This window comes from Pseudomonas sp. WS 5146 (genome assembly GCF_012985495.1).
Lineage (GTDB): Bacteria > Pseudomonadota > Gammaproteobacteria > Pseudomonadales > Pseudomonadaceae > Aquipseudomonas > Aquipseudomonas edaphica.
Genome location: NZ_JAAQWL010000003.1, coordinates 233,927 through 251,124, shown reverse-complemented (window position 1 = coordinate 251,124; position 17,198 = coordinate 233,927). Strand labels below are relative to the sequence as shown.

The following is a 17,198-nucleotide window of genomic DNA, read 5'->3' as shown; positions in this document are numbered from 1 at the left end:
ACTGTGCTCCTTACAGCGAAATGAAAAAGCCGACAATCGCCGCGCTCATCAGGTTCGAAAGCGTACCGCCGATCATGGCCCGCAGGCCCAGCCGCGCCAGTTCTTGACGCCTTTGCGGGGCGATACCCGTGAGGCCGCCCATTTGGATGGCAATCGAGGACAGGTTGGCAAAACCGCACAGGGCGAAGGTGACGATCACTTGGGTGTGTGCCGACAACAGCGGCACCCCGGCTGCGGCGGCCTTGTCCGCGGTCAGGTAGTTGGCCAGGTCGGCATAGGCGACGAACTCGTTGAGCACCAGTTTTTCCCCGATAAAACCGCCGGCCAGCACTGCCTCATGCCACGGCACCCCGAGCAGAAAAGCGATCGGCGCCAACACGTGCCCGAGCACCAGTTGCAAGGTCAGCTGCGGGTAGCCAAACCAGTTGCCCGCCCAACCGAGCAGCCCGTTGAACAAGGCGATCAGCGCGATAAACGAAAGCAGCATCGCGCCCACCGCCAAGGCCAGGCGCAAGCCGACCTGCGCGCCCTCGGCAGCCGCGTCGATGATATTGGTCGGCCGATTCTCGGCCTGTCCCAGCTCTTCAATCACCTCGTCGGTGCGCGCCGCTTCGGTCTCAGGCTCCATAAGCTTGGCCATCAACAACGCCCCCGGCGCCGACATGAAACATGCGGCGATCAGGTATTTGAGTTCCACCCCAAGCCCGGCGTAACCGAGCAGCACCGAACCTGCTACCGCGGCAAAACCGCCGACCATCACCGCGAACAACTCAGAGCGCGTCAGCTTGGCAATGAACGGCCGTACCACCAGCGGCACCTCCGACTGGCCGATGAAAATCGCCGACGTCACCACCATCGACTCGACGCGACTGGTGCCCAGCAACAGACGCAGGCCGCCGCCCACCAACCGGATAATCCAGCCCATCACGCCGATGTAATACAGCACCGAGATAAAGCTGCCGAAGAACACAATCATCGGCAACACTCGGATAGCGAATACAAACCCGCCATTGCCGAACACTTCAAACATATGCGGTGAACTCAAACCGCCGAACAGAAACTCGATGCCTTTGTTGGCGTAGAGCTGCAGGGAGGCTACCGCGCCCGACAGCGCGGCGAGCACCGTCTGGCCCCAGGGCACGTACAGCGCAAAAGCGCCGATCAGGACCTGGATCACAAAGGCGACCGAAACCGTGCGCCAGTTGATCGAGCGTCGCTGGTGGGATAAAGCAATGGCAATGACAATAAGGGTCGCTATTCCGACAAGACTGATCATGCAGGCGTCTCAATAATGGACCGAGCGGACACAGGCCAATTGGCCTGCCCAGGATTAGAAAGCGTCGAAAGCACCCGGCAACAATTGCGCCAGGGTCCAGGTACGCGTGGTGGCAGGGTCACTGCCCTGGCAAATCACCACTGCATCCTTGGCCATCAACTCCAGCATCACCTGGCGGCAGGCACCGCAAGGGCTTATCAGTGAAACGTTGGGTGCGTAAACCGCGATGGCCCTGAAACTGCCCGGCGCATGGCCCTGGCTGATGGCACTGAACAAAGCGCTGCGTTCGGCACAATTGGTCAGCCCGTAGGAGATGTTCTCCACGTTGCAGCCCAGTACGACCTCACCATCGGCGGTCAGCAATGCCGCGCCGACCGGAAACCTGGAATAAGGCGAATACGTGCGTTCGGCCGCCCGCTTGGCCTCTTCCATCAAACGCTGTTCAATTGTCATTTACAGGGTGCATCCCATTTTTTGCGAGCACGTCCAGGAAGGTCGTGACGCTCTTATGGGTGTTATTAAAATAACATTTGGTGTGAATACTCAATCTTTATTTTTGCCTGCGGGCAAAACCCGGATCTTTACTTTCGCGTAAATCCTCCATGCCCTAGGTATGCTCCGCTTTTATTGCCTGACACTGCCTTCGGGGTGCCTGCCAGCGCCTGCGCCACCCTGGGTCCTGGATGAAGCAAACGCATTCAAATGGGGCGCGGCGATCGTAATGCCGGATTTTTTGCGAACAACAAGGATTGAGATGAATATCGGCGCTGTTGAAGATCTGCTTAACGAGTTCCATCTCTGGTATGACGTGGACCAACAGGCCAAACGTCGCTACCAGGCGCAATTGGCCCCTGACTTTCAGCTCATGGCGTTTTTGCGAAGCGACGAGAACGCCCTCTCCGCCTATCTGAGCTTGCTGCTCGATCCGAATGGCGCACACGGGCAGAGTGATCTGTATTTGAGCAGCTTCCTGCGTCTGTTTCAGGATCAGAAATTTCACCCCGCGCCAGCGGAACACAAGAGCAACCACACGGAGTTCAGGCTGCCCAGCGGTCGCCGTCTGGACATGTACCTGCGCTTCAGTTCTGGCAGCGTAGCAATCGAGAACAAACCTTGGGCGCCCGATCAACCCAACCAATTGCTCGACTACGCAATCTACCTTAACAAGCAGCATGGTGATGAGTGGTTGCTCATCTACCTAAGCAATGGTGATGTTTGCGAACGCAGCCTCCCCACGGGCACGCCAGCCTCACTCGCTGAACGGATCGTCACCTTTGATTTCTTCCGTCTCAAGGCGTGGCTCGAAGACTGTGCGCGTCATACGCGGGCAAACTCAGTAAGGGTGTTCGTTGAGGCGCTCGCCCAGTTTGTAGATCAACACATCAATGGAGAACGGCATTTGGACACAACCCAGGAACTCACGCGTTTGTTGCTGCGCAATGACAAAAACATCAAGGCTGCATTCTTGATTTCCCAGCAGTTGCGTGAGGCCAAGCGCGAAATGTGGCGAGGCTTTCTGGCTCACCTGAAACTCAACCTTAGTCACTTAAATGCTGAGTTGTTTTGGGACCAGACATTGCTGGACGGTTCGCCGCAAGGGTCGTTCAGTATTCGTTTTGATCCCTCACACCTGTTTGGCCTCGGCTGGGCGTTTGATCGGGGTAATCACGGCAGGCTCTATTTCGGGATATGCCGCTGGGACGAAGGTGAACATGCTGAGCTGGATGTTCAGCGGCTCGGTAAACACATGGACGCACTGTGTGATGTGTCAGGCGGCACGACGAAATGGTGGCCCTGGTGGACATACGACGCCCGCGCATTCTCCTCGCTGCCCATTGCATCGGACTGGAGCGTTGATCCGGATGCCTGGCTAATGCTCAATGACCGTGAGCCGACAGGTTTTGCCTATCAGGTCATCGAAATGGTCAAGCGTGTGCAACTCGAGTTTGACTGGACACTGCTCAACCCTCGACAGGGTTGAGCCCGTTGCAACCTCGAGTCTGTTATTGCAGGTACGGTGGCCTGCGCTGATAAGTTGCAACAGGCCACGCGCGCCCAAAACCCTCTACGCAACGCCCAACCCCAAACTCTCGCGCAACGTCGTGCCTTCATACGCCGTGCGATAAACCTCCAAATGCCTGTTTATAAGGACAGAGAAGATGAGGGACTGATCACCCCGCATAAAATACTCACAATGCATATAATAAACACAGAACAATGCGGATAATGCATTTTATAGCCATCGGTTCCGCCGAAACTCAGGTACCGACATTGCATAGCGCCCGGCACCACCTACACTGGTTTGAGTCCAGCGTCCCTGATGTACCTGCAGTCATTGCTCAACAAAAAAACAGTTAGCCAACTGATTAATAGAGTCAACATGAAAGAGCAGCCTCGGCAGCGTGTATCACACGTTCTCGCTCCGCTTAGCCTCCTGTGCCTGGCCCTCGCCGGCTGCACCGTCGGGCCGGATTTCGCCCGACCCGATGTGGCCGCGAACGCCGACTATTCAAAAGAAAAACTCACCACCACCGCCCACGCCGATATCGACACCGGTGGCGCCGCGCAGCGGCTGATCGCCGGGATGGATATTCCTGGCCAATGGTGGACGCTGTTTCGTTCGCCCGCCTTGAACGCATTGGTCGAAGAAGCCTTGAAGGCCAACCCGGATGTGAGCGCCGCGCAAGCCGCTTTGCGCCAGGCCAACGAGCTGATCTATGCCGATCAAGCTTCGTTGTTCCCGTCGGTGAGCGGCAATGTGCAGAAGGCCCGTGAGAAAGTCTCGGGAGTCACCTCCGGCGTGCCGCAATCGCCAATACTGACCGTCAGTTCAGCGTCGCTGAGCGTCTCCTATGCCCCGGATGTGTTTGGCGGTACGCGCCGGCAAATCGAGTCGACCACGGCGCAGGCCGAATACCAGCGCTTCCAGCTGGAGGCGACTTACCTGACCCTGACTGCCAATGTGGTCAATACCGCCATCAGCCTCGCGTCTGTGCGTGATCAAATCGCGTCTACCGAGGAAATCATCCGCCTGCAGGGCGGCCAGCTTGACCTGCTGCAAGCCCAGCGGCGTTTGGGGGCGATTGGCGATTCCGACGTGCTGACCCAGCAAACCGCACTGGCGCAAACCCGTGCGACCTTGCCGCCGTTGCAAAAGCAATTGGCGCAGACACGCAATCAGTTGATGGCCTACCTGGGGCGCTTCCCGAATCAGGACCAGGGCGAACGCTTCAACCTGGCGTCCTTGCAGCTGCCCGAAGAACTGCCGGTGAGCCTGCCGTCGGCCATTGTGGGCCAGCGCCCGGATGTGCGTTCCGCCGAGGCTCAACTGCATCAGGCCAGTGCCAATATCGGCGTGGCTGTCGCCAACCAGTTGCCGCAGTTCAGCATTACCGGCTCGCTGGGCTCCACGGTGGCAAGCGGCACCAAACTGTTTTCATCGGGCTCCGGCGTGTGGAGCCTGGCGGGTTCAATCACCCAGCCGATCTTTGACGCTGGCGCACTCGAACACCGTAAACGCGCAGCCGTGGCCGCTTACGACGAGTCGGCGGCGCGTTATCGCGGCACGGTGGTGACCGCCTTCCAGGACGTGGCCAACGCACTGCGGGCGCTGGAAGCCGACGCCGACTCGCTCAACCAGCAGGTCGTGGCCGAGCGCTCCGCGCAGGCCAACCTGGATCTGGTCCAGGCCCAGTTCCGTCTCGGCGCGGTGGCCTATATCAACCTGCTCACGGCCCAGCAGACCTATCAAAACACTGCACTGTCACGCGTGAAGGCCCAGGCCGCCCGCTACAGCGACACCACGGCGCTGTTCCAGGCGTTGGGTGGCGGCTGGTGGAACCGTACGGATGTGAACCCGGATACCAAGGGCAGCCCGGATCGCTTCGGCCTGCCGTCGTGGCAGGAAATCATGCCGGCCAAGAGCAAAGCCGCGCCGGCCGATGCCGCGCGGCTCAACTGAATCAACAGTGAGAAACCCCATGGCTGAAGTCACCCCTGTCTCTGCCCCACCACCGGCCCCCAATGGTCCGCGCAAGCGGCGACTGTGGCGGCCGATGCTGATCATGATCGTGGTGGTGCTGGTGATTGTCGCGATCATTGCCGGGGTGAAGTTCGTGCAGATCTCGGCGCTGATCGCCCAGTCCAAACAGCCCTTGCCTGCAGCGGTGGTGACGGCGATGCAGGTGCCATTCAGCGATTGGCAACCCAGCGTCTCGGCAGTGGGCTCGATGAAAGCCGTGCGCGGCGTGGATGTGACCACCGAGGTGGGCGGCATTGTGCGCACCATCGGGTTTAAGCCGGGCCAGGATGTCGAAGCCCAGGCACTGCTGGTGCAGTTGAATGCCGACTCCGACATCGCGCAACTGCACTCGCTCGAGGCCACAGCCGACCTCGCCGTCATCGTGCTCAAGCGCGACAAGGCGCAACTGGCGGTCAACGCAATCTCCCAGGCCCAGGTCGACAGCGACACCGCCGACTTGAAGGCCAAGCTTGCCGCCGCCGAGCAGCAGCGTGCGCTGGTGGCGAAAAAGACCATTCGCGCACCGTTTGCCGGGCGCATCGGTATCACCAGCGTCAACCCCGGCCAATACCTCAACCCCGGCGACAAGATCGCCACGTTGCAGACATTTGATCCTGTCTATATCGACTTCAGCGTACCGCAGACGCAGATGGAAGCCATCGCCATTGGCCAAAGCGTCGCGGTAACGGCTGACGGCCTGTCCAACCAGACGTTCAAGGGCCGTATCAGCACCATCGACACCCAGTTCGATGCCACCACGCGCAACATTACCGTTGAAGCAACCGTGGAGAACCCCAAGCAAAACCTGGTGCCCGGCATGTTTGCCCGTGCCGTGGTCAGCTCGGGCGCCACCCAACGCTACCTCACCGTCCCGCAAACGTCGGTGACCTACAACCCGTATGGCACCACGGTGTTCATTGCCACCTCGAGCAAGAATGACAAGGGTGACGAGGTGCTCACCGCGCAACAGACCTTTATCAAGACTGGGCCGACCCGTGGCGATCAGGTCGCGATCCTGTCCGGCGTCAAGGAAGGCGATCTGTTGATCACCAGCGGCCAGATGAAGCTCAAGAACGGCTCGCCGGTGAAGGTCGACAACAGCGTCGCGCCGCTGAACGACCCGGCGCCGACGCCCCAAGAACATTAAAGGTGTCCCATGAAGCTTACCGATACCTTTATCCAGCGACCGGTGTGGGCCATCGTCGTCTCGCTGTTCATTCTGATCCTGGGGCTGCGCTCGATTTTTGAACTGCCGGTGAATCAATGGCCGCGCACCGAAAATACCGTGGTCACCATCACCACCTCCTACTACGGCGCCGACGCCTCCACGGTCGCCGGTTTTATTACCCAACCGCTGGAATCGGCGATTGCCCAGGCCCAGGGCATCGACTACCTGGCTTCGTCGAGCATCACCGGCATCTCCACCATCACCGCCACGCTGCGGCTGAACTACGACGCCAGCAAAGCCCTTACCGAGATCAACACACAGGTCAATTCGGTCAAGAACCAGTTGCCGGCGCAAGCCCAGGAGCCGGTGCTGACCATTGCCGTGGGGCAGACCACCGACGCCATGTACCTGGGTTTTTACAGCGACACGCTGCCGACCAATAACATCACCGACTACCTGGTGCGGGTGGTCAAGCCCAAGCTGGACTCGATCCAGGGCGTGCAAACCGCCGAGATCCTCGGCGGGCGCCAGTTCGCCCTGCGCGCCTGGCTGGACCCGGACAAACTGGCGGCGCATAACGTCACCGCGCAGGACGTGTCCACGGCGCTGGCCAACAATAACTACCTGTCGGCCGTTGGTTCGACACGCGGGCAAACCGTGACGGTCGACCTCACCGCCGGCACCGATTTGCACACAGTGGATGAGTTCAAGCGGCTGGTGATCAAGCAGAAAGGCGATGCGCTGGTGTACCTGGAGGATGTGGCCACCGTCACCCTTGGCGCCGAGAACTATGACAGCAGCGTGGCGTTTTCCGGCAAGCGCTCGGTGTTTATCGGCATCAAGGCGGCGCCCACCGCCAACATCCTCACCGTCGCCAGCAGCGTGCGCGAGGCATTCCCTGAGTTGCAATCGCAACTGCCGGCCGGCGTGCGCGGCGAAATTGTGTATGACTCCACCGCGTTTATTAACACCTCGATTTACGAGGTGGTGAAGACCCTGGTCGAGGCCATGATCATTGTGTCGGTGGTGATCTATCTGTTCCTCGGTTCGTTCCGCGCGGTGATTGTGCCGTTGGTGGCGATCCCGTTGTCGCTGGTCGGCACCTTCTTTGTCATGTACCTGCTGGGTTATTCGATCAACCTGCTGACCTTGCTGGCATTGGTGTTGGCCATCGGCCTGGTGGTGGACGACGCGATTATCGTGGTGGAAAACGTCGACCGGCACATCAAGGAAGAAGGCAAAGGCGTGCTGGAGGCCGCGCTGGTGGCGGCGCGGGAGTTGGGCGGGCCGATCATCGCGATGACGGTGGTGCTGATTGCCGCCTATGTGCCGATCGGGCTGCGCAGCGGGCTGACGGGCGCATTGTTCAAGGAGTTCTGTTTCTCGCTGGCGGGCGCTGTGACCGTGTCGGCCGTGGTGGCGTTGACCCTTTCACCGATGATGACCTCCAAGTTGTTCAAACCAGGGCAGGAAGAAGGTCGTTTCGCGCGCAAGCTCGATGACTATTTTGACTGGTTGCGCAAGCGTTACCACCGCGTGCTGGCGGGCGGCCTGAATATCTGGCCGGTGCTGGTGACCTTTGGTTTTGTGCTGTTCTTGCTGGTGGCCGCCAGTGGCATGACGGCCAAGAGTGAGCTGTCGCCCACCGAGGACCAAGGGCTGGTGTTTATGCAGATCAAAGGCCCACCCACCGCCTCACCGCAGCAGATGGAGCGGATTGCCGACCAGGCCTTCCAGATCGCCAATAAAGAGCCGGAATACGCGCAGATGTTCCAGCTCACCGGCCTGCCCGCGCTCAACCAGGGCCTGGGCGGCGTGTTGCTTAAAACCTGGGATGAGCGCACACGCTCCCAGGCCCAACTGATTCTGGATTTGCAGCAAAAGTGGAACCAGGTGCCGGGCGCCACCATTGCGGCCTTCCCGCTGCCCTCGCTGCCGGGCGCCCAAGGGCTGCCGGTGCAGTTTGTCATCACCACCACCGATTCGGTGGAAAACCTCAACGAAGTGGCGCAGGCGGTGATGGCCGAGGCACAGAAACAGCAGCTGTTCTGGTTCTCCGACATGGATTTGAAACTCGACAAACCTCAAGCCAAGCTGGTGGTGGACCGCGAAAAAATCGCCGCGCTGGGCATGACCCAGGCCGATGTAGGTGCCGCGCTGTCGGCGGCACTGGGTGGCAATTATGTGAACTACTTCTCCACCGCCGGGCGCTCCTACAAAGTCATTCCCCAGGTGTTGCAAGTCGACCGCCTCAACCCGGACCAGATTCTCGATTACTACATCCGCACGCCTTCGGGCAGCATGATCCAGGCGCGCACGGTGGCGCACATCGAGACCTCGACCCAGCCGGAATCGATCAACCACTTCCAGCAACTCAACTCGGCAACGCTATCGGGCGTCAGCGGCGTGGCCCAGGGCGAGTTGCTGGCCAAGCTCAATACCATCCTCACCAACGTGGCACCGTCGGGCTACACCTCGGATTTCTCCGGCGAGTCGCGCCAGTTCATTCAGGAGTCTGGCGGCTTCGTCGGGCTGCTGTTGTTTTCGATCCTGATCGTTTACCTGGCGCTGGCGTTCCAGTTCGAGAGCTTTCGCGACCCGGTGGTGATTCTGTTCTCGGTGCCGCCTGCCCTGTTCGGCGCCCTGGCCTTTATCACCATGGGCTACGCCTCGATCAACGTGTACACCCAGGTCGGTTTGGTGACGTTGCTGGGGCTGATCACCAAGCACGGCATCCTGATCGTGCAGTTTGCCAACGAATTGCAGCGCGCTGGTCACAGCAAGCGTGAGGCGATTGAAGAAGCGGCGGCGGTGCGGCTGCGGCCGATCCTGATGACCACCGCCGCCATGGTGTTGGGCGTGGTGCCCTTGGTGTGGGCGTCGGGCGCTGGCGCTGCGGGGCGGCATGATATGGGCCTGGTGATCTTCAGCGGGCTGTCGATCGGCACGTTGCTGACGCTGTTTATGGTGCCGGCGATGTATATGTTTATTGGTGAAACCCATCATAAGGACGCCGAACAACCGGGATCCGTGCCCGTGGCGGTGCCTGACCACAGCCGGTAACCTGAGCGCTCACCCACGCTGACCACCGAGGCGGCACTTGGATTATTTCGCTGCGCTAACCGCCTTTGTCGAGGCCGCCGAAGGCAATAATTTCTCCCGGGCGGCTGAGCGACTGGGCATCAAGGCCTCTACCGTCTCGCGCTATGTGAAGGATCTTGAGCAGGACTTGGGCATCGCCCTGTTCAACCGCTCGACACGCACGCTGCACCTGACCGAAGGCGGCCAGACGTTTCTGCTGCACGCCCGCCGTGTGCTGGATGAGCTGGAGCAAGCCAAGGCGGCGACCTCGGCGCTCAACCAGCAACCCCGTGGGGTGCTCAAGCTCAATTTGCCTCCGGCGTTTGCCCGGCACCATATCCTGCCGGTCTTGAACGTGTTCCTGGTGCGCTACCCGCAAATCAAGCTGGAATTGGTGCTGGATAACGCCCAAGTCAACCTGATTCATGCAGGCGTTGACCTGGCCATTCGGATTGGCGCCCTGCCCGACTCCACGCTCAAGGCGCGCAAGATCTGCGCGGGAAAGTACCTGCTGGTGGCCAGCCCGGGGTTTTGTGAGCAATACGCGGCCCCAGCGACACCGGCAGACCTGGCCGGCCTGCCGGCCATCCTGAGCGCGCATGATGTTGCCTTCGAGGCCGGTGGTGAAGTCCTGCCGCTGGTATACGGCGACTGTATCCGCATCAACGACCTGGACGCGCAGTTGCTCGCTGCACGCCAAGGCCTGGGCTTTGCCTTGCTGCCTGATTGGCTGGTGAGCAAAAGCGTTGAGGCGGGTGAGTTGCAGGTCTGGTTGCCGCACTGGAGCATTCTGGGGGCTGAACAGGCGTTTGCGGTGTGGTTTGTCTACCCGCCCAAGCGGATCGTGTCGTCCAAGGTGCGCTGTTTTATCGACTTTGTCGTCGAGCAGCTGGGTGAAACGCCCTATTGGAAATAAGACCGACCTGAGCGGCTCGTACTAAAGCAAAACCTGTGGGAGCTGGCTTGCCTGCGATGCAAGCAACTCGGTACATCAGGCATACCGAGTTGATGCAATCGCAGGCAAGCCAGCTCCCACATTTTGACCGAATACTGTCAGCTGAAGCGGATATCCAGCGCCCGCAGGTAGGTTTGCAGCCCGGCGTCCTGGATAGGGATCAGGAATGCCTCGGTGTCTGACTCATTGAAGTGCGCATGCCAGTAACCCGGCGGTGTCACGAACGCCAGCCCCGGCGACCAGTCCACCCGCACCGGATTACGGATCTGGCCATCAGCGTCCAGCTCAGTGCCCACCAATGAGTAACAGCCCTTGGGGCAGTCGATAATGAAGTCCAGCGCAATCGACTGGTGCCGGTGCGGCTTCTGGATCGAGCCCGCCGGCAGAATGCCGTACATGGCCCAGAGCACATGCGTGACGGTTCGGGTCTGGGGAAAATTGCGGTTGCCCAGCAAAATGCTGATGCGGCTGCGGTCCTGGGCGCGGGGGTCATCCGCTGCTTCCCGCAGCTTCTGGTTGGCCAGCGCGGCGGGATACAACGTCGGCACGAAGCGATCAGTGCTGCGGGTCACGCCCAGGTAGCGCAACAGCGGTTCATCATGCACGTAGTACAGGCGTGCATCCTGTGAAGCGCTGAAACGCGCGGGCTGCAGGCCAGGCAGCGCGATAAAGCAACCGCTGGACCATTGGATCTCATGTTCGCCCTGCACCACGCGGCCTTCGCCTGCGATGACATAAAACACCTGTGAGGTCGCATTGGGGTGCAGGTCCAGGGCGTCACCGGCGTTCAACCGGATAAAATTTGCGCACAACCCTGGCCCGGTCGCCGGGCCTTCACAGCCCAGCGCTTGGCTGAGGTCCAGCGCGACCACCCGCGAGGCGCCGCTGTCGTAGAGCGAGGCCGGGAAGCTGTGGTAGGGAATCCGGGTAATCAGGTTGGCGCTGATCGGGTTGGCCGCCTTGCTGTACTCGAAGTACTCGGCGTCCACTTGCTCGTTTGGCACTGTATCGGTCAGGTCGGGTTTGAACTCGCTGTTCATGGTTCACCTCAGGCTTGGGCGGGTTTGAATCCACTATAGGCATTGCGCTTGCGGGGATTAAGCACTCCGCCGGCACAGCAGTTGTGCAGGATGGGGCGGCTTTGCCCCGCGACGGTGCAATCGGCCTGTCCAGCGCCTGAGCGTGAACCGATGATCCATGTGTTCGGCGCCTGTCTCATGCTCAAACGTCATAATCCCAGGTTCCTCTGCGTGGTAATCTTGGCGCCACCACGAATAGACATTGATCGTCACATGACGATGACCAAAGCCAGGAAAGAACATGCCAAAGATTTCTCACTCAGCGTTGCGCCGCAACTTCCGTGAACTGCTTGCAAAACAAATCTGCGTTGAAACCGCCTCCGTCTTCGACCCCATGTCCGCGCGCATCGCCGCCGACCTGGGCTTTGAAGTCGGTATCCTCGGTGGTTCGGTCGCCTCGTTGCAGGTACTTGCAGCCCCCGATTTTGCGTTGATCACACTGAGTGAGTTCGTTGAACAGGCCACCCGCATCGGCCGCGTCGCCCAACTGCCGTTTATTGCCGACGCCGACCACGGTTACGGCAACGCTTTGAACGTGATGCGCACCGTCGAAGAGCTTGAGCGTGCCGGTGTGGCCGCGCTGACCATTGAAGACACGCTGTTGCCGGCGCAGTTCGGGCGCAAATCCACCGACCTGATTTCCGTCGAAGAAGGGATCGGCAAAGTGAAGGCGGCGCTTGAAGCGCGTGTCGACCCTGAACTGTCGATCATCGCGCGCACCAACGCCGGTGTGCTGCCGACCGAAGATGTGATCGCACGCACCAAGGCCTATGAGAAAGCCGGCGCCGACGGCATCTGCATGGTTGGCGTCAAAGACTTCGACCACCTTGAGCAGATCGCCGCCAACCTGACGGTGCCGTTGATGCTGGTGACCTACGGCAACCCGCAGCTCAATGACAGTGAGCGTCTGGCGGCCCTGGGCGTGCGCATCGTGGTGGCCGGCCACGGCGCCTACTTTGCGTCGATCAAGGCCACTTACGACAGCCTGCGCGCCCAGCGCAAACTGACCAGCAGCACGTCCAACCTCAGCGCTACGGAGCTGACCCATACCTACACGTTGCCGGAAAGCTATGTGGCGTGGGCTGAAGAGTTCATGGACGTTAAAGAGTAATTGCCGCAACGGTGCTGATTGTTGCAATCAGCACCGGATACTCACGGTGAGGGCTGCTTCAATCAATCCTCCAGCGTTCCCCGCGATTATTACCCGTGCCTTTGTAGCCGCCGTCTCCATCCGGTTCCCAGCCGCCCCCCGCATTCAAGCCGGTGCCGATAAAGCCACCGCGACCATCGGACTCAAGCCCCCTGCCCTCGTTCTTGCCGGTGCCTACATAGCCGCCCCGACCATCGGACTTGTACCCACGCTTGCGGTACTCGCCGGTGCCCTCATACCCGCCGTTGCCATCGGAGCGCCAGCTGGCGCCTGAGGCCTTGCCGTCGCCACGGAAATAGCCTTTGCCGTCAGACCGGTAATCCTCACCCGTGTTAAAACCTGTGCCCTTATAGCCGCCCGAGCCGTCCGGGCTGAACCCGCGGCCATTGTTGTAGCCGATGCCCTTGAGGCCACCGTCATCGGCGGGAATATAGCCTTTGCCGATATTTTTACCGGTGCCCCTGAGTGATCCATCTTCTTGCAGCGCGTAGTCACCGCCCAGGTTTCCCCCGGTACCTCTAAGGCCGCCGTGGCCGTCCGGCTCATAACCGTTCCCTGTATTGATGCCGGTGCCAATAAAACCTTCGGCCGCCAGCGCTGAGGCACTAAGCCCCAATAAAACGGTAGCGAGCAGGATACATGACGCTTTTTTCATGAGGCCTCTGGTCCTTTCAGAGAGGATGATGGGCGCCATGATAGGGCATGGGTTCTGCGCCGCAACTGCAACCCAAGTAAAACAGGCAACCACTGTGGCGAGGGAGCTTGCTCCCTCGCCACAGTGATGGTGTTGCGCCTTGCGTCAGTAATTGGCGTTGGGATTTCCCACGTCCACCTTCTCGCAGTGTGTCTTTCACGCCACTCTGGGAAGGATTATTGGAGCGTAAGTGCACAAACAAATAATTAGGCGCGCGCAAGCATATCGCCACTACTGATGGCGACTTAGAAGTATCAACATGGATATATATTTATTGATATCAGCTAAAAAAATCCGCCACAGAGCCTGCGGCGGCAAACCAAAGGTTTTGTCGAAGCAGAGCGGCTAAGACCCTGTCAACGCTACACCCATGGGACATTAAAAGAGGTGAAGTTTAATTAATCGAGTTTAATCCTCGGCACCGCTGCAGCCCTCGAAAAATATGATAAAAATCAGCTTCGACAACCACGTCGAGCACAATAAAAACAGCATTACGCTCACCTGAAACATCTGCCATACAACCTTAAGCGCAATCCAAGCATGCGGTGTTTCTGTGCACGCGTTAATTATTCTGGGGAACTAACAACATGATCAAACAGTGGTGCCTGTTAACGCTGGCGGTGTGCGCCAGTATCAGCCAAGCGGCCCTCGCCGAGTCAGTCAGCGACCAGGCCGATTCCAAAGGTTTTATCGACGGCAGCAGCATTACCGGGTTATTGCGCAACTATTACTTCGACCGCGACCGCCAAAGTGGCAAGGCCGACAACCGCGACTGGACCCAAGGCGCGATGCTCAACTACGCCTCGGGCTTTACCCAGGGCACCATCGGTTTTGGCGTGGATGCCTACGCCTACGGCGCGATGAAACTGGACGCCACCCATGCCGACGCCGGCACTGGCGAGTTGCCGACCAACCGCAATGGCGACCCGGAAAATGGCTATGGCTCTGTGGGCGCTGCGGTAAAGATCAAGGTTTCCAAGACCCAGCTTAAATTCGGTGACATGCAACCCACCGCGCCGGTATTCGCCACCGGCGGCACGCGCATTCTGCCGCAGACCGCCACCGGGTTTGACCTGACCAGCAGCGAAATCGCAGGCCTGGACCTGGAAGCCGGGCACTTCACCAGCACCAACAGCGGCATGACCAGCAACCATGACCACGATATCTACGCGACCTACGCCAACGTGGCGGCCAACAGCGCAAGTTTTGTCGGCGGCAAATACACCTTTACGCCATCGTTGAGTGCAACCCTGTATGCGGGCGAGCTGGAAGACATCTGGCGCCAGTACTACACCAACCTCAACTACGTGATCCCACTGGGGCATGACCAGTCACTCGCGCTGGACGGCAACCTGTACCGCACCCTCGACACCGGCAGCGCCAAGGCCGGGCCCATCAACAACACCACCTACTCGGTGGCGGCGGCCTACTCGTTCCTGACGGCGCATACCCTGACGCTGTCGTTCCAGAAAGTCCACGGCGACACGCCGTTCGACTACATCGGCACCGGCAACAATGGCGCGGGCGAAGGCGGCGACTCGGTGTTCCTGGCCAACTCGATCCAGTGGGGCGACTTCAACGGGCCGGGCGAACAGTCGTGGGGCATTCGTTATGACCTGAACATGGCCAGCTACGGCGTACCGGGCCTGAGCTTCATGACCCGCTACGTCAACGGCTCGGACATCAACGGCACCCACACCCCGACCAACAGTGCCTACGCCGGCGACTATGGCGCCGACGGCGACCACCACGAGACCGATGTGGAAGCCAAATACGTACTGCAAAGCGGCCCGGCGAAGAACCTGTCGTTTCGTGTGCGTGACGCCATGGTTTCATCCAACGCCGACCAACGCGATGGCAAGTTGAATGAGCTGCGGGTGATCGTCGACTATCCGTTTACTCTGTTGTAATCACTCCAGGCTCAGCCGCTCGCGCATCCCTGCGCTGGCGGCTGGACCGGCCTGCACCACGCAGCGATCCCACCCCACTACCGAGCCTTCGGCGGTCGCCATCATCGGCTCCAGCAACTGGCCGGTCTCGCGCTCCACCACCTCCACGCTGCGGCCTTCTTCGGCGTAATGCCGATTGCCCCACGCCACCAATGCCATCAGCACCATACGAAAGTCCTCGCCCTTGGCTGTCGGCACGTATTCGTAACGTGGCGGCCGCTCGCTGTAGGCGCGGCGCTCAAGCATGCCGGCCTCCACCAAACCATTCAGGCGGCGCGTCAGCATGTTCGGCGCGATGCCCAGGCTGCGCGAGAACTCATCAAAACGCCGCAAGCCGTGCAGCGCGTCACGCATGATCAACATGCTCCACCACTCCCCTACCCGTTCAAGACTGCGGGCGATGGGGCATTCGTCGCTGATAAGGGATTTGCGTTGCATGGACGTTCCTGGCTGCGGGTGCAAAAGTGTGTGACGCCATGTTACTTTCATCATGATAGTGACGTCCACAGCTGTGTATCCCTCAAGCAACAGGAGTCGATTGATCATGAGTAAACGTATCGTCGTGACAGGCATGGGCGCGCTGACGCCGCTGGGGTCGAGTGTGGAATCCACCTGGCAGCGCTTGTTGAACGGGCAATCGGGCATTCGTCGCCTGCCCGAAGAATTGATCGGCGACCTGGCCGTCAGCATCGGTGGCCAGGTGCAAACTGTGCTGCAAGACCCCGAAGCCGGGTTTGATCCCGATCGACTGCTGGCCGCCAAGGAACAGCGCAAGATGGACCGTTTTATCCTGTTCGCCCTGGCCGCTGCGGATGAAGCCCTGAAGCAAGCCGGTTGGGCGCCAGAAACGCCGCAAGAGCAGGAACGCACAGCCACCATCATTGCCTCCGGCGTCGGCGGTTTCCCGGCGATTGCCGAGGCGGTGCGCACCACCGACAGCAAAGGCCCACGGCGGTTGTCGCCGTTTACCATTCCATCGTTTCTGAGCAACATGGCCGCCGGGCATGTGTCGATCAACTATGGCTTGAAAGGCCCATTGGGCGCACCGGTGACCGCCTGCGCGGCGGGTGTACAGGCGATTGGCGATGCGGCGCGAATGATCCGCGCCGGGGAAATCGATGTGGCGGTGTGCGGTGGCGCGGAAGCGGCGATTCATCGGGTCAGCCTTGCTGGGTTTGCTGCCGCACGGGCGTTGTCCAGCGACTTCAATGACACGCCGGAGCTCGCTTCGCGGCCGTTCGACCAGGCACGTGATGGATTCGTGATGGGTGAAGGCGCCGGCATCCTGGTCATCGAAGCGCTTGAACACGCCCTGGCACGCGGCGCGCAACCCATCGCCGAACTGGTCGGGTATGGCACCAGCGCCGATGCCTATCACATGACCGCAGGCCCGGAAGACGGCGATGGCGCGCGGCGGGCAATGACGCAAGCGTTGCGTCAGGCCGGTATCGAGGCGTCCCAGGTGCAGTATTTGAATGCGCATGCAACGTCGACCCCCGTGGGTGACAAGGGCGAACTGGCAGCCATCAAGACCGTGTTCGGCGCCAGTGGCCACCCGGCCATCAGCTCGACCAAATCCGCCACCGGCCACCTGTTGGGCGCCGCCGGCGGTATTGAAGCGATCTTCACCGTCCTCGCACTGCGCGATCAGATTGCCCCGATGACCCTTAACCTCGACAACCCGGATGCGCTGGCGCACGGCCTGGACATGGTGCGCGGTAAGGCGCGGCCCATGCCGATTGAATACGCGCTGTCCAATGGCTTCGGTTTTGGCGGGGTGAATGCCAGCGTGCTGTTCCGGCGCTGGGTGTAGTTTGCCCCTGCC

General features: G+C 60.3%; 13 protein-coding genes. 8 read left to right on the top strand and 5 right to left on the bottom strand.

Annotation, left to right across the window (positions count from 1 at the left end; all coding sequences use genetic code 11):
• Positions 1 to 10: 10 nt before the first annotated feature.
• Together HBO41_RS09960 and HBO41_RS09955 are read right to left on the bottom strand one after the other, a co-directional pair.
• The gene (locus tag HBO41_RS09960) at positions 11 to 1,276 is read right to left on the bottom strand and encodes a NupC/NupG family nucleoside CNT transporter (RefSeq protein ID WP_169986007.1); all 1,266 of its coding nucleotides are present in this window, start codon (positions 1,274 to 1,276) and stop codon (positions 11 to 13) included.
• A gap of 54 nt (positions 1,277 to 1,330) precedes the next feature.
• Positions 1,331 to 1,729, bottom strand: a complete 399-nt coding sequence (locus HBO41_RS09955) for a cytidine deaminase (protein ID WP_026013575.1) — start codon at positions 1,727 to 1,729, stop codon at positions 1,331 to 1,333.
• 268 nt (positions 1,730 to 1,997) lie between these two features.
• On the opposite strand from HBO41_RS09955, the gene HBO41_RS09950 reads away from it, so the two are divergent.
• The 5 genes from HBO41_RS09950 to HBO41_RS09930 all read left to right on the top strand — a co-directional run bounded on the left by HBO41_RS09950 (position 1,998) and on the right by HBO41_RS09930 (position 10,462).
• A complete protein-coding gene (locus HBO41_RS09950) occupies positions 1,998 to 3,257 on the top strand; it encodes a PD-(D/E)XK nuclease family protein (protein ID WP_262380261.1) in 1,260 nt (419 codons plus the stop codon).
• Between the two features lie 399 nt (positions 3,258 to 3,656).
• Positions 3,657 to 5,237, top strand: coding sequence for an efflux transporter outer membrane subunit (locus HBO41_RS09945; RefSeq protein ID WP_099549766.1), 1,581 nt, complete (start codon positions 3,657 to 3,659; stop codon positions 5,235 to 5,237).
• A gap of 94 nt (positions 5,238 to 5,331) precedes the next feature.
• Positions 5,332 to 6,444, top strand: coding sequence for an efflux RND transporter periplasmic adaptor subunit (locus HBO41_RS09940; protein ID WP_169986431.1), 1,113 nt, complete (start codon positions 5,332 to 5,334; stop codon positions 6,442 to 6,444).
• Between the two features lie 9 nt (positions 6,445 to 6,453).
• Entirely contained in the window at positions 6,454 to 9,528 is a 3,075-nt protein-coding gene (locus tag HBO41_RS09935) for an efflux RND transporter permease subunit (protein ID WP_169986005.1), read from the top strand.
• Between the two features lie 37 nt (positions 9,529 to 9,565).
• The gene (locus HBO41_RS09930; RefSeq protein WP_169986003.1) at positions 9,566 to 10,462 is read left to right on the top strand and encodes a LysR family transcriptional regulator; all 897 of its coding nucleotides are present in this window, start codon (positions 9,566 to 9,568) and stop codon (positions 10,460 to 10,462) included.
• Between the two features lie 137 nt (positions 10,463 to 10,599).
• Here HBO41_RS09930 and HBO41_RS09925 read toward each other — a convergent pair whose 3' ends face one another.
• Complete coding sequence (locus HBO41_RS09925) at positions 10,600 to 11,541, bottom strand: cupin (RefSeq protein ID WP_169986001.1); 942 nt, start codon at positions 11,539 to 11,541, stop codon at positions 10,600 to 10,602.
• A gap of 280 nt (positions 11,542 to 11,821) precedes the next feature.
• On the opposite strand from HBO41_RS09925, the gene HBO41_RS09920 reads away from it, so the two are divergent.
• Entirely contained in the window at positions 11,822 to 12,691 is an 870-nt protein-coding gene (locus HBO41_RS09920; protein WP_017135623.1) for an oxaloacetate decarboxylase, read from the top strand.
• A 58-nt stretch (positions 12,692 to 12,749) separates the two neighbouring features.
• Here the strand turns inward: HBO41_RS09920 and HBO41_RS09915 are convergent, their stop codons facing one another.
• Positions 12,750 to 13,385, bottom strand: a complete 636-nt coding sequence (locus HBO41_RS09915) for a hypothetical protein (protein ID WP_099549771.1) — start codon at positions 13,383 to 13,385, stop codon at positions 12,750 to 12,752.
• Between the two features lie 626 nt (positions 13,386 to 14,011).
• Between HBO41_RS09915 and HBO41_RS09910 the strand changes: the two genes are divergently transcribed.
• Entirely contained in the window at positions 14,012 to 15,334 is a 1,323-nt protein-coding gene (locus tag HBO41_RS09910) for an OprD family porin (RefSeq protein WP_169985999.1), read from the top strand.
• Here the strand turns inward: HBO41_RS09910 and HBO41_RS09905 are convergent, their stop codons facing one another.
• Entirely contained in the window at positions 15,335 to 15,811 is a 477-nt protein-coding gene (locus HBO41_RS09905; RefSeq protein WP_169985997.1) for a helix-turn-helix domain-containing protein, read from the bottom strand.
• Between the two features lie 106 nt (positions 15,812 to 15,917).
• Here HBO41_RS09905 and fabF point away from each other — a divergent pair, with 106 nt between their 5' ends.
• Positions 15,918 to 17,186, top strand: coding sequence for a beta-ketoacyl-ACP synthase II (fabF, locus tag HBO41_RS09900; RefSeq protein ID WP_169985995.1), 1,269 nt, complete (start codon positions 15,918 to 15,920; stop codon positions 17,184 to 17,186).
• The last annotated feature ends 12 nt before the right edge of the window (positions 17,187 to 17,198 follow it).